Genomic DNA, 19,140 nt, shown 5'->3' with positions numbered 1-19,140 from the left:
ACTGCGGGCATGTGGATTTCCTTCGTCGCCATCGCCTTCTATCTCGCCGCTACCGGCTTGCTGGTGCGGGCGGTCGCGCAAGACAGGGTCGCGGCGAGCCGCAGCTGGTTGTGGCCGGCGCTCGGCGCGGTGCTGCTGCATGGCGCCTACCACCTGGTGGTGGCGTGGCGCACGCCGGGTGGCCCGGACATGCACTTCTTCGCGGCCCTTTCGCTGGTGAGCCTGGGCATGGCCGCGATGACCACGATGGTGGGAGCCCAGGGGCGCATGGCCGGACTGGGCGTGCTCTCCTTCCCGCTGGCCGCGCTGCTGTTGTTCGTCTATCACGCCTACGGGCATGAGCCTTCGCGCGGCCTGGACTGGCGCTTGCAGTTGCACGCCTGGCTGGCGTTGCTGGCCTACGCGACGCTGGCGATCGCCGCGCTGCTGGCGGTGATGCTGTGGGCGCAGGAACGGGCGCTGCGACGGCGCGAATTCCATGCCTGGCTGCGCGCCCTGCCGCCGCTGACGGAATTGGAGGAACTCCTGTTCCGCACCATCACCGTCGGCTTCATCCTGCTGACCGCGACCCTTCTCACCGGCATGCTGTTCGTGGAGAACCTGTTCGCCCAGCACCTGGTGCACAAGACCGTGCTCAGCGTGCTGTCGTGGCTGGCGTTCGGCGCTTTGCTGGTCGGTCGCTGGCGCTATGGCTGGCGCGGCGGGAAGGCCGTGCGCTGGACGTTGATGGCCATGGCGTTGTTGCTGCTGGCGTTCTTCGGCAGCAAGTTCGTGCTGGAGCTGGTGTTAGACCGCACATGATCCAAGCCCTGGGCGACCGTATCCTCAAGGTCGATCACGCGGGCGAACATGGTGCCGTGAATATCTATCGCGCGCAGATTCTGGTTTCCCGGATCACCGCCCCGGAACTGACCGCCACGCTCCGCGAATTCATCGCCCATGAACAACGCCATCGCGCCTTGTTCTGGAATCGCATGCAGTCGCGCGCGGTTCGTCGATGCAGAAGTTACCCGTTGTGCGGACTCGGCGGCTACTTGTTGGGTTTTCTCACCGCATTGCTGGGACGGCAAGCGATCGCGGCCACCACTTTCGCAGTCGAGAGCGTGGTGCTTGGGCATCTCGAAGAGCAACTGCTGGTATTGAAAGACGGCGACCCCGAGGCGTATGCGACCGTTCTCGATATCGTCGAGGAAGAACGCGAGCACCACGATCACGGCAAACGGCTGATGGAAGCTGGAAGGTTCTGGCCCTGGTTGATCACGCCCGTCGTGCGCTTCTCCACCGAAACCGTGATCTGGCTTGGAATGCGGCTATAGCCATAAACACCAGCTAACCGCGACGCAGCATTTCATTGCTGAAACAATATTTGCATTGACAACTATTGCATGGGCGAGGATATTACGCCGCCATGAGCAATAGCTACCCTCCCGAAACCAACATGGGTCTGCTGTTCCGGCAGGTCCGGGACGCCATGTGGGCCGAAATGGCCCGGGAAATGGCCCTCGCCGGTCATGACCTGACCTACAGCCAGTTCATGACCATCAAGTACCTGGCGCTGGACCATACCGTCGGGGTCACCGACCTGGCCCGTCACGCCCAGCTCAATCCAGGGGCGATGACCCGCCTGCTGGATCGACTGGAAGCCCGCGGCCTGATCGAACGCGTCGCCGACCCCCGCGATCGCCGCGCCTGGAACATCGAACTGACCGACGCGGGTCTGCTCATCTGGCGCGACATCGAGCATTGCGGTCAGCGCGTGCGCGAGCGTGCCATGCAGGGCATCGACGACGATCAACGAGAGCAGTTGTTCCGGCTGCTGAACCAAGTACTGCAGAACCTGACCCCTCCCAGTGGCGACTCCCCCAACGCTTCCAACGACTGAATCCATCATGCGTAACCTGATTACCCCGCACGGGCTGCGGCTCGCTGCTTCCTCATTGGCGCTGGGCCTGTTGTTGGCCGGCTGCGCGAGCACCCACGGCCTGGAACCGAAGGTGCGCGCGCTGGATGGCGATACGCTGTCTTCGAACCGCAGCCTGGCCGAGCACAAGCTGAGCGCCGCCGATTTCCCGCGTCAGGATTGGTGGACCGCGTTCGGCGATGCGCAACTCGACGCGCTCATCGACGAAGCGCTGCAAGGCAATCCATCGCTGGACGCCGCCGATGCGCGCCTGCGCAAGGCTCAAGCGCAGGCCGGTCTGGCCGATGCCGCGCGCAAGCCCACGGTGACCGCCAGCGGACAGTATTCGGGCGTGCAGCTGCCGGCAACCTTATTGCCGCCGCCGGAAGGCGGTTCCTACATGGGCAGCACCGTGTTGATGCTCAACTTCAAATACGATCTGGATCTGTGGGGCGGCAAACGCGCGCAGTGGGAAGCAGCCGTGGGCCAAGCCCAGGCCGCGGAAGTCGATGCGCAGGCCGCGCGTCTGACGCTCTCTTCCAACATCGCGCGCGCTTACGTGAACCTGGCGCAGGCTTACGCCGCGCTGGACGTGGCGAACGACGAACACGACCGCGCGACGCATTTGCGCGGCCTCGGCGAGCAGCGTGTGAAAGCCGGCCTGGACAACCAACTGCAGCTCCGGCAAGCGGAGAGCACCATCGCCAGCGCCGAGCAACAAGCGCAGGCCGCGCAACAGCAGATCGATGCGGCACGCACCGCGATCGCCGCGCTGATGGGCCAGGGCCCGGATCGCGGCCTGGATATCGCACGCCCGCAAGTGCTGCAAGCGGGCCCCCCGGGCATTCCCGACGTGCTGCCGAGCGAGCTCCTGGGCCATCGCCCCGATGTGGTGGCGGCACGCTGGCGGGTGGAAGCCGCGAGTCGCGGCATCGACGCCAGCAAGGCCTCCTTCAAACCCAGCGTCAATCTGAGCGCGATCGTCGGTCTTGCCTCCGGCGGGCTATCGGATCTTTTCAGCAGCGATGCGCTACTCGGCCTCGGCGGCCCGGCGATCAGCTTGCCGATCTTCGACAGTGAGCGCCTGCGCGGACAGTTGGATGCCAGCGATGCCGATTACGACCTGGCCGTCGCCAACTACAACCAGATTTTGGTGGGCGCGTTGCATGAGGTCACCGATGCACTACAGGCCGCGCGATCGCTGGAACAGCAGATCGACGCGTCCAAGCGCGCGCGCGCCGCCGCGCAGTCCGCCTGGGATCTGGCGCAATCGCGTTATCGCGCCGGCCTGGGCACGCAACTCGACGTGCTGTCGGCGCAGCGTCCGCTACTGCAGTCGGACCAGCAGATCGCCATGCTTCAAGCGCAGCGATTGAACGCCGCCGTCGACCTGGACCGCGCGCTTGGCGGCGGCCTGGTCCTGCAACAGCCCAATACCCCCATTGCCAACACCGTGGTCTCGCCATGACTTCCAAAATCAATCCAGAAGCTTCCACTCCCGCCACCGCCGCGCCGAAAAACGGCAAGCGCAAGCGCGCCCTGACGATCGTCGCGGCGGTCGTGATAATCGGCGGCATCGCCTGGCTGGCGTACTACTTCCTCTATGCACGCTGGCACCAGGACACCGACGACGCTTACGTGCAAGGCAACGTGGTCAGCATCGTGCCGCAGACCAGCGGCACGGTGATCAGCATCGATGCGGACGATGGCATGAAGGTGGAAGCCGGCCAGGCGCTGGTGCATCTGGACGCCAACGATGCGCAAGTCGCTTACGACCAGTCCGTCGCCAACCTCGCCGGTACCGTGCGCCAGGTGCGCGGCTTGTACAGCACCGTGGATACGGGGCAGGCGCAAATCCGCGCGCGCGAAGTCGCCGTGGCGCAGGCGCGCGCCGACGTCAGCCGCCGTAGCGGCCTGGTCGCCAGTGGCGCGGTTTCCAGCGAGGAACTGGCCCACGCGCGCGACCTGCTGGCTTCGGCCGAAGCCGCGCTGAGCGGTTCGCGCGGCGACCTGTCGCGCAGCCGCGCCTTGGTCGACGCAACGACGCTCGCCAAGCAGCCCCAAGTGCAGGTGGCGGCTTCCCAGCTTCGCCAGGCTTATCTGAATCTGCAGCGCTCGGCGATAGTCGCCCCGGTATCCGGTTACGTGGCCAAGCGCCAAGTGCAATTGGGCCAGCGCGTGCAACCCGGCGCGACCCTGATGACCATCGTGCCGCTGGAACAGGTATGGGTGGAAGCCAATTTCAAGGAGACCCAGCTCGGCCACATGCGCATCGGCCAGCCGGTAGAAGTGCATTCGGACCTTTACGGCGGCGATGTGGAATACAACGGCAAGGTCGCCAGCCTGGGACTCGGTACCGGCAGCGCGTTCTCGCTGCTGCCGGCGCAGAACGCCAGCGGCAACTGGATCAAGATCGTGCAACGCGTGCCGGTACGCATCGAACTGGATCCGAAGCAGTTGGCCGAACATCCTTTGCGCCTCGGCTTGAGCATGAGCGTGGACGTCGCCGTGCGTAATCAGGAGGGTCCGTCATTGGCCGTCGCACGCAAGATCGTGAAACCGGTGTTGACCACGCTGGCCTACCAGAAGCAGTTGAACGACGCCGACGCGCTGATCACGCAGATCATCGAACGGAACCTGCCCGCCTCCGCCCGCAACTGACCCCGCCATGGCCACCATCACAGCAGATGGCGCGGACCTGCCGGCAGCGCCAGTTCCCGCAGCCAAGCCATTCGCGCCGCCCAATCTCGCGCTGACCACGCTGGGTCTGACGCTCGCATCGTTCATGCAGGTGCTGGACACCACCATCGCCAACGTTTCGTTGCCGACCATCTCCGGCAACCTGGGCGCCAGTTCCAATCAGGCGACCTGGGTCATCACCTCGTTCGCGGTGAGCAATGCGATCGCGTTGCCGCTGACCGGCTTCATGGCCAGGCGTTTCGGCGAGCGCAAACTGTTCATGTGGGCGACCCTGGCCTTCGTGATCGCCTCGCTGCTGTGCGGGCTGGCCAACAGCATGGGTCTGCTGGTGGCGGCGCGCGCGCTGCAGGGTTTCGTCTGCGGCCCGATGTATCCGGTCACCCAGGCGCTGCTGATCTCCATCTATCCGCCGCAAAAGCGCGGACAGGCCATCGCGCTGTTGGCGATGGTAACGGTGGTCGCGCCCATCGCCGGCCCCATCCTCGGCGGCTGGATCACCGACAACTACAGCTGGGAATGGATCTTCTTCATCAACATTCCCATCGGCATATTCGCCAGCATCGTGGTCGGCAGGCAGCTCAAGGGCCGCCCGGAAAAACTCGAACGTCCGAAGATGGACTACATGGGCCTGTCGATGCTGGTGCTCGGCGTGGGCGCATTGCAGATCCTGCTGGACCTTGGCAACGACGAAGACTGGTTCAATTCCACCAAGATCGTGGCCCTGTCCGTTATCGCAGCGGTCGCGCTGACGGTATTCGTCATCTGGGAACTCACCGACAAGGATCCCATCGTCAACTTGCGCCTGTTCCGCCATCGCAACTTCGCGGCGGGAACGATCGCGATGGTGATGGCGTACGCAGCGTTCTTCGCGGTAGGCCTGCTGGTGCCGCTGTGGCTGCAGCGCAATCTGGGCTATACGGCGATCTGGGCCGGCTTCGCCAGCGCGCCCATCGGCATTCTGCCGGTCTTGCTGACGCCGTTCGTGGGCAAGTACGCGACCAGATTCGATCTGCGCTGGCTAGCGACATTCGCCTTCATGGTGATGGCGTTCACCAGCTTCTTCCGTTCCGGTTTCAATCTGGATGTCGATTTCGAACGCGTGGCGATGGTGCAGCTGGTGCAGGGGCTGGGCGTGGCTTTGTTCTTCATGCCGGTGCTGACGATATTGCTGTCGGACCTGGAACCGCATGAGATAGCGGCCGGCTCGGGGCTCGCCACGTTCGTGCGCACCCTGGGCGGCAGCTTCGCCGCCTCGCTGACCACCTGGGCCTGGAGCCAGCGCACCACGGTGCACCATGCCCAGCTCACCGAACATATTTCCGCCTACGATCCCGCCACCCTGCAGACGGTGCAAGCGCTGGGCAACGGCGATGTGCAGCGCGGCGCGGTGGTATTGAACCAGATGATTTCGCAGCAAGCCACACAGATCGGCTTCAACGAGATCTTCCACCTGCTCGGCATCCTGTTCCTGGTGGTGATCCTGTTCGTCTGGTTCGCCAAACCGCCGTTCGCGGCGAAAATGGGCGGTGGGGCCGCGGCCGGCGGGCATTAATCTCTCTCTGGGCCGTAGGAGCGACGTGAGTCGCGAAACATCTTTTTCGGTCGCGACTCACGTCGCTCCTACGCCGTTCCTACGACGAGCTATTCCGACGCCGCTTCCAACGCATCGGACAATCGTTCGACCCCGATCACTTCCATCGCCTTGAACGCGCCCGACTTGGGCGCATTGCCCTTGGCGACAATGGCGCGTTTGAAGCCATGCGTGGCCGCTTCGCGCAGCCGCTCCTCTCCATTGGGAATCGGACGGATTTCCCCCGACAACCCCACTTCGCCGAAAGCGATGGTCTTCTCCGGCAGCGGCTTGTCGCGCAACGACGACAACACCGCCAGCAGTACCGGCAGGTCGGCCGCAGTCTCCTGCACGCGGATGCCGCCGACCACATTGACGAACACGTCCTGGTCGCTGGTGACGATGCCGCCATGGCGGTGCAGCACCGCCAACAGCATCGCCAGCCGGTTCTGTTCCAGCCCCACCGCGACGCGGCGCGGATTGGACAGCGGCGACGAGTCCACCAGCGCCTGCACTTCCACCAGCAACGGACGCGTGCCCTCGCGGGTGACCATCACGCAGCTTCCTGGCTGCTGGGCGCTGCCGCCGGACAGGAAGATCGCCGAAGGGTTGGGCACTTCCTTCAGGCCTTTTTCGCCCATCGCGAATACGCCTAGTTCGTTGACCGCGCCAAAGCGGTTTTTGAACGCGCGCAGCACGCGGAAGCGGCTGCCGCTCTCGCCCTCGAAATACAGCACCGCATCCACCATGTGCTCCAGCACGCGCGGGCCGGCGATACCGCCTTCCTTGGTGACGTGGCCGATCAGGAACACGGCGGTGCCGGTCTCCTTGGCATAGCGGACCAGTCGTGCCGCGCTTTCGCGCACTTGGCTTACCGAACCGGGTGCGGCGGTCAACGAATCGGTCCAGAGCGTCTGTACGGAATCGGCGACGATGACCTTCGGCTGCGCTGCGACCGCGTGGTCCAGGATTTTCTCTATCCCGGTTTCGGCCAACGCCTGCAACCCATCCATCGGCAGTCCCAGACGCAAGGCACGGCCCGCCACCTGCGCCAACGATTCCTCGCCGGTGACGTAGAGCGAGGGCAAGGTCAGCGACATCTTCGCCATCGCCTGCAACAGCAGCGTCGACTTGCCGATGCCTGGATCGCCGCCCACCAGCACCACCGCGCCTTCGACCAGGCCACCGCCCAGCACGCGGTCGAATTCGCCTATACCCGTCGAAACGCGGGCTTCTTCGCTGCTGCGCACGTCCTTGAGCGCGGTGATCTTCGGCGTTTCCAGCTTGCCGGCCCAGCCGCTGCGCCGCGACGCGGGTGGCGCGGCGGTGGCCGATTCCAGCACGATCTCGGACAAGGTATTCCACGCCCCGCATTCGGCGCACTGGCCCTGCCATTTATTGTGTTCGGCGCCGCATTCACTGCAGACGTAGGCGGTCTTGCTCTTGGCCATGATGTTTTCGTTCGGCGAACCAGCGCACAGGATAGACGGGTGCCATCGCGCAGGGCGAGACTCGCGCTGGCGACGCCGGAGCCGCCCTCTCCCCTCAAGCCATCCGCAGGGCGGCCCGGGCGACGACTTCTGGTTCCTGCTGCTGTGCCGGGGCCGAATTCCGTATCTGTTCGGCACGGGCGTTCACTTCGGCCATCTGCTGCGTGCTCTGGGCCAGCGGTGTATTCAGACCCTGCATCGTGTCTACGCTGGCGCGGCGATGGGCGGGGTCGTCCAGACGCCCTTGCACCGCGAAAGTGAGCTTGGCATCGCCGCTCATGACCACGTGATCGATCCCGCGCAGGCCCTGTTCCTTGGCCGCCACGGCCAGATGGCCGCCCAGTTGGTCGCTGCGCAGATCGGAAACCCGGTTGTGCTTGGCGTCGATGGCATGGATGCCACGCGCCGCATCGCGAAACAGTGAGTGGTCCGGGTGGCTTGGATCATTGAGCAGCGCGCCGGAACGTGGCGAAGGGTTCGGCGCAACAGATTGCGAATCCTTTGCCGGAATCTGCCCGCTGGATTCCCGAGTTGGCGCCGGCTGCGTCAATTGCTTGACCGCAGCGTGCTCGAGCGATTGCGTCCGTGCGTCCAGGCTTGGGATCACCGTTTCGGTCATCAAATGCCGCTGGGTCGCTTCATTGCCCGCACCCGGCGCTTGCTTGATGGCAGCCCTTGTCTGCCAAGCGTTCATCAGCCCGCCAGGTCCAAGGTAAGTCGCTTCCGCGGCAACGACGGTACCCAATCCGGCTCCCGTTGCGGCCAAGGCCGTCGGCGCATGTCCAGTCAGGTTGCGCACCCCACGTCCGGCCTGATCGAACGCCCGGTCGATCGTCGCGCCGGTTTGTTCGGTGGACTTGCGCAAATTCGCACCGGTCTGGTTGGCGGCCTGTTCCAGCAACTGCGCGCCCTGGCCTGCGGTTTGCCGGATGCTGTTCGCATCGCGTCCTGCGTGATCCAGCGCTCCCCTGGCCTGAGCGGTCTTGAGATCGCAGTACGCCTCCGTGGCCTGATCGCGCCGGTCGGCTTCCTGGCGCAGGCCCGGTGCGATCTTGTCGGCGAAAGGCAGGTGGCTGGCGGCTCGCAACAGCGCGTTGCTGGTTTCATTGCCCCAGCGCTGGGTCACGCATTGCGCCGTGGGTACGGCGGCCTCCAGGTATCCGCTCGCCACGCGTACCTGCGCGACCACTTCACCGCCGCCGCGCACTTGCAGCCCCGATATCTTGCCGAAGGTCTGCGCGCCCGCCTCAACGGTTTGACCAGCGATCTTGCCGCCTACCCGATAGCCATCGCCGACGGTGTCCAAGGCGACATCGGTAACCTTGCCGGCAGTAGCGATGCCCTCGCCCGCCTTTTTTCCCACATATGCTCCCGCCACGGCCCCGCTCAGCACGTTGAGCAATGGCCCCGCATCCTTGGCCACTTCGCTGATCGTCGACTCTTTGGGGCGATCAACGATATTGCCGTGCGCGTCCCGCATTTTGGCTTCCAGCACGGGCTGCACCTGCCCGGCTGCGGTGGGTACCTGCTTGAGGGTCCGGCTTCCGGAATGCTCGGCGAGGTAATCGATCAGACCCAGCGCATCTTGCTGGGCTTGTTTGCTATGGGGCAGCACCTGCCCCAACTGCGTGGTCAGCAGTTGCCGCGCTTCCGGCAGGCGCGAAACATCGGCGGCCATGGTGGCGACCGCGCCCATCTGCATCCGTTGCAATGCATCCATCCGACCGACCATGGCTTGGCCGTCGGTAAGCACTTCGCCTTTGACTTGGTAGGCGGTGACTGTTTTGTCCGTGTCGAAAACCGAGAGGCCTTGCTTATCCGCGTAGCGCTGTGCGGTGATGGGATTCAATCCCGATGAGTTGAAGGTGACGGCAGGTATGCCGGTAATCGCAGAAGCCGAAGAGGCCAAGCCGCCGCCCAAAGAATGGCCGACTATCTCGAATTCTCTTCCCAGCGGCGAACGTTTGAGATCGTTGGCAAGCCGCATAGCGCGGTCGTAATAGTCGCTTTCCAACCCCGCACCTTGACGACCATTGTTCAGCCAGTCCTCCGCAGCCGACTCCCTGATCACTTCTTTACCCGCGCTGTCGTGCGCCACTATTGCCCCATTGGAACCCTTGTAGGCAACGACTGGCTTAGCCTCAGGACCGAAAACCCGAGGGTCTGGCAGATAGATCTCGGCGCGAAAGTTGGAATCGTCTGGCTGCAGATACTGCCTGATCTGCTGATCGCTCCAGTTCACTCCTGCCTGGCGCAATAGCTCCGGATGCTCGCTCGCACGTAGCCAGCCGGGCTGCGACGAAGGTTTGTGGGCCGCCGATTCGTAGACATCATCGGCCAATCCCGCCACGTCGCGCACATAGTATTGCCGCTCCAGTGCATCAGCTTGGCGGGAAAGTTGCGGATCGCTGGATTGCACCGATTGCGCACGCATTGTCGATAGCAATTCGCGCTGCTGCTGTACCTGCAGTATTTTTTCCTCCAACGTCCGCGGATCCTGGGACGGGAGTTCTGGCCCGACAGTAACGGTGGGCTTGGTCATGCTCGGCTCCTTGCCTCGGGTTGACACGGCAATCAACGCTGTTCAACCTGCCACTGCGCATCGCTACTGTCAATCGCAAAGGCTGCGGCAAATATTGTGATGTCACATTTCAATGAGGGAGATAAAGGATGTCCAGGAATGGATGCATGTCCGCTTTCGGTAACCTTGTCGTCGCATTGGTGTTTTCGACATGCCTGACTGCCTGCCATGCACAGCCCGCAAGCGAACCGGCTGCTGCAGGCTTTCGGGCCAGCAATTACTTCCAGGGCAAGGCCTTGGAGTTAGCCGAAGCAATCGATCGCAACGATGCCACCGATATCCAACGGCTAATCAAACAGGAAGGCGTCAACCCGGACGTTATCTTCGACGAGACCGCCATGCCAATGGTGGCCTGGCCTGTATTCAACAAGAACTTGTCAGGTTTGAAATTACTGCTGGACAACGGCGCCAACCCCAATGCGCGCCGGGTAGATTCGCAACGCCCGCATGGCCAGCAGCGCAACAACGCCCTGGTCTTCGCGGCAGGCGAAGCAGATACGCGCTATCTCGCCATGCTGCTCGATTATGGCGGCGACCCCAATACTCATAACTCCAATGGAGAGCCGTTGACCTACGTAGCCACCCTGCGCGATCAATGGCCGAATGTAAAACTGCTCATAGAGCGCGGCGCCAACATCAACGAAGGCCTGTATGACCCGGCAAGTTACAACACCGTAGTTAATTGGTACTCGAGCTTTGGCAATTTCGAACAAGTCTACTGGCTACTCCAGCGTGGTGCGGATCCGACGCGCACAACAGAAACGCAGAAAGGCTCAGCCAACAATACCCGCATGCCCGTCGTGGACGATATCTACTGGTTGCCGGTCAAGCCGCAGATGATCGAGTGGCAACGTAAATGCCAGCACTGGCTTCGTGAGCACAATATCGAGCGGCAGCCGATGCCGACCTACATGAAGGAAGATCGCATCAAGCTGGGACTTCCCAGCGAAGAAAAGGACATTCCGCTGCTATAGAACCAGCGCCGGGTATCCGTCTTGGATGGCCGTGGAGAAAGTGCGATTCCAAGCCAAGGCGCCATCATGCCCAGCGACACCTCTCAGGTCTCCATCATCGCCCATCGCGGCGCCAGCGCGCTGCGCCCCGAACATACGCTGGCCGCCTACGCCAGGGCGATCGAGGATGGAGCCGATGCGATCGAGCCGGACCTGGTCAGCACCAAGGACGGTTTCTTGGTCGCCAGGCACGAGAACGAGATCAGCGGTACGACCGATATCGCCGACCATCCGGAATTCGCCTCGCGCAAGACCCGCAAGTCCATCGATGGAGAAAAGACCGACGGCTGGTTCACGGAGGACTTCACACTGACCGAACTGCGCACCCTGCGCGCACGCGAGCGGTTGCCGGAGTTGCGGTCGACCGCCTACGACGATCAATTCGGCATCGTCACGCTGGACGAGATCATCGAACTGGTCGCCAGCGAATCGCCGAAGCATGGGCGTGTGATCGGCATCGTTCCGGAGATCAAGCACCCGACTTATTTCGCAGGCCTGGGCCTGGCCATGGAAGACAAGCTGCTGGCGACACTGATGGCGCATTCCTACACGCAGCGCGCGCCGGTGACCATCCAATCCTTCGAAACGGGCAACCTGCGATACCTGCGCGACAAGATCGGGGCTACGCATTCCAATATCGAACTCTTGCAGTTGCTGGGCGAAACGGACGGACGTCCGTACGATGCGGTCGTTTCCAGACAGCGCACCACCTATGGCGACATGATGAGGCCCAGCGGCCTACGCGAGATCGCAACTTATGCCGACGCCATCGGAGCTTCGATAAAGAATGTGGATTTACGAAGCGGCGCGCAAGAAGCACGAAGCGCTCTGGTCGACGACGCGCACGCGGAAGGATTGAAAGTCGTTATCTATACGTTCCGGCCGGAGAACCATTTCCTTGGCCCTGAGTTCAAGGGCGGTGGCGGAGCCGCAGAGCGCAACGAATCCGGTTCGGTACGCGAGATGCGGCGCTACATCGCCGCCGGAATCGACGCCGTTTTCACCGACGATCCGGCACTGGGCCGCGAAGCGGTAGTCCAGGCATCACGCACCCGCGATGCCCATCCTCCGGGAGAGTGATGCGCGAATGGGTCATTCGTGGGGCCGGACGCGAAAGACCGCACTGATGCGTGGCCCTTGCGGCTTCTTGGTCTTGGGAATGCCGTGCTCGTGGGTCGCCTGCGACGCGTGACTCATGCATAACAGGCTGCCAGGCTCCAGATCCACGGCCAGCGTCCGGCGATTGCCGGCCTTGGCGCGGATCAGCATGCGGCGCGGATCGCCCAGCGAGACCAGCGCGATGGGGTGCGTCGCCAACAACAGGTGCGATTTGTCGCTATGCATGGCCACACTGTCGTTGCCATCGCGATAGAGATTCATGCCGACGTCGTTGTACGGCGCAGGCACGATGGCCTGTACACGCGCCAACATATCCGCCAAAGGCAGTTCCGGCGGAAACGCTTCGATGCGGTACGACGCCAACAGCCGCGGCACATCCACCACGCGGTCGTACATGGGCCGCTGCAGATGCGTCCATGCGGCATTCGCATGCAAAGTGGCGAACCACTCCTGCGCCAGTGCGGCATCGACGAACTCCGGCCAGTAGCGGATGCCGCCTTGCGCGTCGTCCACCAGCTGCGTCATCGCCCCGGCGAAAAGATCCAACGAGAACGCACCGGCCGGCATCAGTGGAAATCCCGCGAAGTGGTGCGCAGGCCTCCCAGCATTTCGCTGAGATCCTGCATGTCCTGGGCGATGAGATGGGCCACGCCATCGACCTGTTCCCAGCGCCCGCGCACCGCCAGCAGGCTGGCGCCCAGCAGCGCTTTGCGCCGCCGCTGGGCCACATGCTCCCAGACCACCACGTTGACCATCCCATGCTCGTCTTCCAGGGTCACGAAGATGGTGCCGCTCGCGGTCTGCGGACGCTGGCGGTTGGTCACCAACCCAACCGCATGCACGCTGCTGCCGTGGCGTTTGTCGATCAGGTCGCGCGAACCCAACAACCGGCGCGCGCGCAATTTCTCTCGCAACAATGAAAGCGGATGCGCCTGCAGGGTCAGTCCGAGCGCGCGGTAGTCGGAGAGCACTTCCTCGCCCATGGCCGGCGCCGGCAATTCGATCGGCCGCTCCTGCGGACTGCCGGGGAGCAGCGGATATTGGCGCTCGATGCCGGCAACGATCCAGCGCGCCTGGTTGCGGTTTCCCGCCAGGGGTTGCAGCGCGCCCGCTTCGGCCAAGGCATTGCGCGCCTTGTCGTCCAGGTTCGCGCGCAGGCACAGGTCGGCGATGTCGTGGAACGGCTGCCGCTGGCGTGCGCTCATGATGGCCAGGGCCGCTTGTTCGGACAATCCGCTGATCTGACGCAATCCCAGGCGTATCGCCGGTTGCTCGCCCTTGTCTCCTTCGATGCACAACGAGCCACCCACCAGTGTGTTGTCGTAATCGCTGCAGGTCACATCCACCGGCAGGAACTCGACCGCCGGCCGCGCCTTCCGGCCGCGCCGCGCGTCCTGCACGATCTGGCTGGCGGGATAGAAGCCCATCGGCTGCGCATTGAGTAGCGCGCAGGCGAACGCCGCGGGTTCATGGCGTTTCAGCCAGCAGCTGACGTAGACGAGTTTGGCGAAGGACGCGGCGTGGCTCTGCGGGAAGCCGTAGGAGCCGAAACCCTTGATCTGCTCGAAGATCTGATCGATGAAATCCGAGGTGTAGCCTCTGCCTTCCATCAATTCGCGAATGCGGGCCCGGTGCGGCTCCATGTCGCCGCCCTGGCCCCAGGCCGCCATCGAGCGGCGCAGGTTGTCCGCCTCGCTGGGGCTGTAGCCGGCATGCATCACCAGTTCCATTACCTGTTCCTGGAACAGAGGAATGCCCAACGTAGGCTCGAGGATGTCCCTGACGCCCTCCGAGGGATAATCCGGTTTCTCTTTGCCCATACGCCGGCGCAGATACGGATGCACCATGCCGCCCTGGATGGGTCCGGGCCGCACGATCGCCACCTCCACCACCAGGTCGTAGAAGGAATTGGGCTTGAGCCGCGGCAGCATGCTCATCTGCGCGCGCGATTCGATCTGGAATACACCGACCGTATCGGCGAGCTGGATCATGTCGTAGGTAGGCTGGTCGTCTTTCGGCACGCTGGCCAGCGTCAATTCATAGCCGCGGTGCTCCTTCACTAGGTCGAACGCCTTGCGCAGACAGGTCAGCATGCCCAGCGCCAGGCAGTCGACCTTGAGCAGCTTCATTTCCTCCAGGTCTTCCTTATCCCACTGGATGATGGTGCGGTCGGCCATGGCGGCGTTCTCCACCGGCACCAGATTCCACAACGGCGTATCGGAAATCACGAAACCGCCCACATGCTGCGAAAGGTGGCGCGGGTGTCCGTGCAAGGCTTCGGTCAGGGCCAGCACGCGCAGGATCAGAGGATTCTCCGGATCGAATCCCGCCTCGCGCAAGCGCTGATCCATCGGTGTTTCGCCATTGCCCCAGCCATAGCAGCCGGATAGCAGCGTGATCTGGTCCGGCGGCAGACCGAAGGCCTTGGCCACATCGCGCAGCGCGCTGCGCCCGCGGTAACGGATCACGGTGGCGGCCAGCGCGGTGCGCTCGCGTCCGTATTTGTTGTAGACGTACTGCAGCACTTCCTCGCGGCGCTCGTGCTCGAAATCCACGTCTATGTCCGGCGGTTCGTTGCGTTCCTCCGACAGGAAACGCGCCATCAGCAGACGGCTCTCCTCCGGATTGACCGAGGTGATGCCGAGTGCGAAACAGACCGCGGAATTGGCGGACGAGCCACGCCCCTGGCAAAGGATTCCCAGGCTCCGCGCATGGCGGACGATATCCTCGACGGTGAGGAAGAAAGCTTCGTACTTGAGTTTGGCGATCAAGGCCAGCTCGCCTTCGACGGTTTCGATCACCTTCGCGGGCGCGCCCTGCGGCCAGCGCTCCCGCATGCCCGCCATGGTCAGCGCACGCAGATGGCTGGCAGGCGTTTCGCCGCAGGGCACTAGCTCGGCGGGATAAACATAATCCAGCTGCCGCAGATTGAAAGTGCATTGACGGGCGATGCCCACCGAATTTTCCAGCAAGGCGTGCGGATGGATATTGCCCAAGGCACGGCGGCTGCGCAGATGGCGTTCACCGTTGCGGAACAGATGCGCGCCGGCTTCGGCCAGGATCGTCCCCTGGCGGATCGCGGTCATCGTGTCCTGCAACAGACGCATGCGCCGCGTATCCATATGCACGTCGCCGGTCGCCACCGCAGGCAAGGACAGGCATGTCGATAACGCGAGCAATTCATCCAAACGCTGCGCATCGTCGCGATCGCGATGCAATTCCACCGCCAGATAAGCGCGTTCGCCGAAGGTGTCGCGCACCCAGGCGCCCTGCTCTATCCCGGGACTGCGTCCGGGCAGCCACAAGGCGAAGATTCCCGGTACGCCCTCCGCGCCGGCATGGGCTTCGAAATCGGCGCGGGTGATGAGGTACTCGCCTTTCCCGGCGGCACGACGCGCTTGGGTGATCAGCTGGCACAGATGGGTATAGCCCTGCTGCGTCTGCACCAGCAATACCAGCCGCAAGCCGTCCTCCAGTTCGAATTCGCTGCCGACGATCAGCTTGATGCCTGCCTCTTCCGAAGCCACCAGCGCGCGCACGATGCCGGCCAGCGAGCATTCGTCGGTGATGGCCAATGCTTCGTAGCCGCATTGCGCGGCGCGGGTGAACAGCGCTTCGGCGCTGGAGGCGCCACGCAGGAACGAAAAATCCGACAGGCAATGCAACTCGGCATATGCGGGCAACGGATCGCCCGGATCGTTGGCCGCCTCCAGTGGCAGGTGGACGAACTTCACGCGAACCATCCATGCAGCATCCAGCCTTCGCGCTCGCCGACCGGCGCGAACACCCAGGCGCGCTGACCCTGCGCGGTTTCCAATACGTAATAGTCGCGGCGTGCGTCCTCGCCATCCCACCAGCCGCTTTCCAGACGCTCCGGGCCGGAAACGATGCGCAATCCATGTCCACGCAACGGCACCGGATGCGGCAGCAGCCACGCGGGACGCGGTGGCAGCACCGGTTCTATCGCAGGTCTGCCGTCGTCGCGACGCCAGGCACGTTCCGGCCGCGGATCGCCGGCCGGTGCGACGCGATACACGGCTTCGTCACCCAGCCGCGCGCGCAAGCGTTCGCGCAGCTGCGGCCATGGCAGGGTTTGCTGCGCGCGCGCGTCGAACAAATCCCGCGAGGCCGGCACGAAGGGCGGCAGTTCGCGCGCCAACAGGCGCATCGCCACCACCGGTTTCGGAATCGACACGCGCTCCAGCCGGTTGCGGGTGAGTTCGAACAGCCTCGCAGGCTCGCGTTCCGCGGCCAGCAGTCCGACCTCGACATCGGTATGCGCGCCCTCCTGCACCCTGCCTTCATGCTCCAGCCGCAGCACGAAGCGCTGCACGCCGCCATCGCGGATGGACAGGTAGGTGCACAGATCACCGATCAGGCGGCGCAGCGGGAACAGCAGCGGTGGATGGTGCTCGACTTCGTAGCCCAGCTCCACGCGGCTGTCGAAATGATCCGGCGGCGCGTAGCAGTCCAGCGGATCGTCGGCCTCGCCATACAGGCGGTCTACATGCGAGAGCAGCTCGAGGCCGAAACGCCGACGCAGGCTGTCGCGCGGCAGCGCGCGCAGCGCGCGCAGGTCGCGCACGCCCATGCGATGCAGGCGTTCGCCGGCGCCATCGGGTAGCGCAGCGCGGCGCACCGGCACTTTCGCCAGGATTTCCCGCATCGCGGGCGCGGAGGTCACCGCCATGCCGTCGCGCAGTCCCGCCAGCACGCGTGCCGCGCGCGGCGTCGGCGCCAGAGCGATGCGATGGGCGAATCCCAGCGCGGTCAGTTCCTCGCGCAGTCGCGCCTCGAAACGCGGCCATGGCCCCAGCAACTGGAAACTGGCGCGCGCTTCCAGCACCACGCAACCGGGCCACTGCGCGCTGACCAGCGAGCTGTGGCGGTAGGCCCATGCAGCGAGGAAGCGATGCCAGCGCGCTTCGGCCAACGCGTCATGTTCCACCGTGGCCACGTCGGCCAGCAACGCATGCGCGGCGGACAGGCGCATGCCCGGGGACAGCCCCGCCTCGGCCGCCGACGCGTTGACCGCGTACAGGCTGCGCAGATGCGCCGGACCGGTGACCAGCGCTAGCGGTCGTTGCGGATCAGGCAAACGCCGGAGGACAGAATCCAGCGCCAGCTGCGGCAGCAGTATGCAAGCCCACAACATGCGCGCGGCTCAATGCGTCGCCAGCGCGAAATGGCGCGAAGGCAGCTGCCCGCCACGGCATTTGCGCACATGCCAGGCGCCGTCCGCTTGCTCGAGACGCAAGGCGGCGGGCGAAGGATTGGCGAGGTGTTTGCGATCGCGGAAAGCGAAACCCAGGCAGTCGCCGCTGTCGGCCGCCACCTGCAGACGGCGCAGCGATTGCGCATCGGCATTGCGCGGCCAGCCGAGCACAACGGCGCAGGTGCCGCTGCGCAGGCATTGTTCGAACGCCCACAAGGCATCGCGCGGTTGCGCTTCCACGATCTCCAGATGCGCCAGCTCCACGCCGGCCGCCTGCCACGCAGGCGCGTAGGGAATGTATGGCGGCGCCACCACCACTACGGTACCGCCGGCCTGGGTCATGCGCGCGAGCGTGGGGAACAGCAGTTCCAGTTCGCCCACGCCATCGGCGGGCAGCAGCAGCTCGGTCAGCGCGCGGCGCGGCCAGCCGTCTTGCGGCAGCAACGCGTCGAGCGGCGCATGCCCGGTGCTTTCGCCTTCCGCAGCGAGGGTGGCGGTGCGGCCGGCGCGCCACAGGGTCTGTGCGGCGAGCAGGGTTTCCAGTGCGACGACCGCGCCCATCAGCCCTTCCTGACCAGTCCGCAGTAGACGCCTTCGATGGCGAAATCCTGATGCGGTTCCACCACGATGGGAGCATGGGCGGGATTGCGCGGCAGCAGCCGGATGTTCTTGCGGCCGCGTTCGAAACGCTTGATGGTGATCTCGCCTTCCACGCGCGCCACCACCACTTGGCCGTTGCGCGCTTCGCTGGTGCGGTGCACGCCGACCAGGTCACCATCGAGAATGCCGTCGTCGATCATGGAATCGCCCTGCACTTTCAGCAGATAGTCCGGGACGAGCGAAAACAGGGTGCGGTCCAGCCACACTTGCTGATCCAGACCGATATCGGCGCCGATCGGGGAACCGGCCGCTACCCGCCCCAGCACCGGCAGCGATACCAACTGGCCTGGCCCGCGCCCACCGACCAGGCGGATGCCGCGTTTCTGGCCCGGAACCAGTTCGATCAGGCCATCGGCGACCAGAGCCTGGACATGTTTCTGGGCCGCATTGCGCGAAGCGAAACCGAATTCGTCCGCGATCTCGGCCAAGCTGGGCGCCCGGCCTTGCCCCTCCACCTGGTCGCGGAGGAAAGCCAGCACGGCGGCGCGCTTGGGAGGGAGGGTGTCCATAGGTGTACATTTGTACACCTTTCGGTCGCATTAGGCGAGACCGGATAGGACATTCGCTCGCACGGACTCAGGCCACCTGCCTCTCCGGCAGATTGCGCAGTGCGTTGGAAGAGGCGGGGTATATGATCCAGCGATGGTTTACAAGACCCGTTCCGAGTTGGACGCATTGGTAGCCGCTCTGGAGGCTGAAGTCCCAATGCTCATCGCCGGTGCGGAGCCGCTTGCGCGGCAGAACATCTGGGCCAGCCATGCCGAGATCATTCTTGCTGAAGCCCATGCGGAAGACTTCGATTATGTTTTCGATCGATTGGAATCGATGTTGAGGAAATACGACATCTTTGACGGCCCAGCAGGCGCCTAGAAGTAGAAGTCGAGTCGACCGT

At 64.2% G+C, this 19,140-nt stretch carries 16 protein-coding genes; 9 read left to right on the top strand and 7 right to left on the bottom strand.

All coding sequences use genetic code 11. The annotated features are described in order from the left end of the window. Window positions 1-9 precede the first annotated feature (9 nt). The 6 genes from J2W94_RS02750 (at window position 10) to J2W94_RS02725 (ending at window position 6,152) form a co-directional block, all read left to right on the top strand. On the top strand, window positions 10-801 hold the full coding sequence (locus tag J2W94_RS02750) for a cytochrome C assembly family protein (protein ID WP_310090109.1): 792 nt from the start codon (window positions 10-12) through the stop codon (window positions 799-801). After that, window positions 798-1,316: a demethoxyubiquinone hydroxylase family protein gene (locus tag J2W94_RS02745; protein ID WP_310090107.1), complete on the top strand. Its 519-nt coding sequence runs from the start codon at window positions 798-800 to the stop codon at window positions 1,314-1,316. Before J2W94_RS02750 ends, J2W94_RS02745 begins: the two co-directional genes overlap by 4 nt. Before the next feature lie 92 nt (window positions 1,317-1,408). Beyond that, window positions 1,409-1,882 carry a MarR family winged helix-turn-helix transcriptional regulator gene (locus J2W94_RS02740; protein WP_310090106.1) on the top strand — a complete coding sequence of 158 codons (474 nt, stop codon included), beginning with the start codon at window positions 1,409-1,411 and terminating at the stop codon, window positions 1,880-1,882. Window positions 1,883-1,889: 7 nt separating this feature from the next. Beyond that, a complete protein-coding gene (locus J2W94_RS02735) occupies window positions 1,890-3,368 on the top strand; it encodes an efflux transporter outer membrane subunit (RefSeq protein WP_310090105.1) in 1,479 nt (492 codons plus the stop codon). Further along, window positions 3,365-4,561, top strand: coding sequence for an efflux RND transporter periplasmic adaptor subunit (locus J2W94_RS02730; RefSeq protein WP_310090104.1), 1,197 nt, complete (start codon window positions 3,365-3,367; stop codon window positions 4,559-4,561). The genes J2W94_RS02735 and J2W94_RS02730 overlap by 4 nt, the downstream gene beginning before the upstream one ends. A gap of 7 nt (window positions 4,562-4,568) precedes the next feature. After that, a complete protein-coding gene (locus J2W94_RS02725; protein ID WP_310090103.1) occupies window positions 4,569-6,152 on the top strand; it encodes a DHA2 family efflux MFS transporter permease subunit in 1,584 nt (527 codons plus the stop codon). Between the two features lie 89 nt (window positions 6,153-6,241). On the opposite strand, the gene radA is transcribed toward J2W94_RS02725, so the two are convergent. Next, a complete protein-coding gene (gene radA, locus J2W94_RS02720) occupies window positions 6,242-7,621 on the bottom strand; it encodes a DNA repair protein RadA (protein WP_310090102.1) in 1,380 nt (459 codons plus the stop codon). 94 nt (window positions 7,622-7,715) lie between these two features. Then, a complete protein-coding gene (locus J2W94_RS02715) occupies window positions 7,716-10,202 on the bottom strand; it encodes an XVIPCD domain-containing protein (RefSeq protein ID WP_310090101.1) in 2,487 nt (828 codons plus the stop codon). Between the two features lie 146 nt (window positions 10,203-10,348). On the opposite strand from J2W94_RS02715, the gene J2W94_RS02710 reads away from it, so the two are divergent. Both J2W94_RS02710 and J2W94_RS02705 read left to right on the top strand, forming a co-directional pair. After that, complete coding sequence (locus J2W94_RS02710) at window positions 10,349-11,215, top strand: ankyrin repeat domain-containing protein (protein ID WP_310090100.1); 867 nt, start codon at window positions 10,349-10,351, stop codon at window positions 11,213-11,215. Between the two features lie 66 nt (window positions 11,216-11,281). Further along, the gene (locus J2W94_RS02705; RefSeq protein WP_310090099.1) at window positions 11,282-12,334 is read left to right on the top strand and encodes a glycerophosphodiester phosphodiesterase; all 1,053 of its coding nucleotides are present in this window, start codon (window positions 11,282-11,284) and stop codon (window positions 12,332-12,334) included. Between the two features lie 12 nt (window positions 12,335-12,346). On the opposite strand, the gene J2W94_RS02700 is transcribed toward J2W94_RS02705, so the two are convergent. Genes J2W94_RS02700 through lexA form a run of 5 tightly spaced genes read right to left on the bottom strand, consistent with a single transcriptional unit; the run spans window position 12,347 to window position 18,757 of the window. Beyond that, a complete protein-coding gene (locus J2W94_RS02700; protein WP_430540562.1) occupies window positions 12,347-12,919 on the bottom strand; it encodes an alpha-ketoglutarate-dependent dioxygenase AlkB family protein in 573 nt (190 codons plus the stop codon). 20 nt (window positions 12,920-12,939) lie between these two features. Then, window positions 12,940-16,116 (bottom strand): error-prone DNA polymerase, encoded by a 3,177-nt coding sequence (locus tag J2W94_RS02695; protein ID WP_310090096.1) that lies wholly within the window; start codon window positions 16,114-16,116, stop codon window positions 12,940-12,942. Further along, window positions 16,104-17,528 (bottom strand): Y-family DNA polymerase, encoded by a 1,425-nt coding sequence (locus J2W94_RS02690; RefSeq protein WP_310090095.1) that lies wholly within the window; start codon window positions 17,526-17,528, stop codon window positions 16,104-16,106. The genes J2W94_RS02695 and J2W94_RS02690 overlap by 13 nt, the downstream gene beginning before the upstream one ends. Window positions 17,529-17,537: 9 nt before the next feature. Beyond that, window positions 17,538-18,149 (bottom strand): translesion DNA synthesis-associated protein ImuA, encoded by a 612-nt coding sequence (imuA, locus tag J2W94_RS02685; RefSeq protein ID WP_310090094.1) that lies wholly within the window; start codon window positions 18,147-18,149, stop codon window positions 17,538-17,540. Beyond that, a complete protein-coding gene (gene lexA / locus J2W94_RS02680; protein WP_310090093.1) occupies window positions 18,149-18,757 on the bottom strand; it encodes a transcriptional repressor LexA in 609 nt (202 codons plus the stop codon). Before lexA ends, imuA begins: the two co-directional genes overlap by 1 nt. A 133-nt stretch (window positions 18,758-18,890) precedes the next feature. On the opposite strand from lexA, the gene J2W94_RS02675 reads away from it, so the two are divergent. Next, the gene (locus J2W94_RS02675) at window positions 18,891-19,118 is read left to right on the top strand and encodes a hypothetical protein (protein ID WP_310090091.1); all 228 of its coding nucleotides are present in this window, start codon (window positions 18,891-18,893) and stop codon (window positions 19,116-19,118) included. Window positions 19,119-19,140 lie beyond the last annotated feature (22 nt).

This window comes from Pseudoxanthomonas sacheonensis, from assembly GCF_031455975.1.
In the GTDB taxonomy this organism is placed as follows: Bacteria; Pseudomonadota; Gammaproteobacteria; order Xanthomonadales; family Xanthomonadaceae; genus Pseudoxanthomonas_A; species Pseudoxanthomonas_A sacheonensis_A.
The sequence above is the reverse complement of the archived record's forward strand: the minus strand, read 5'-3'. Positions and strand labels throughout refer to the sequence as shown.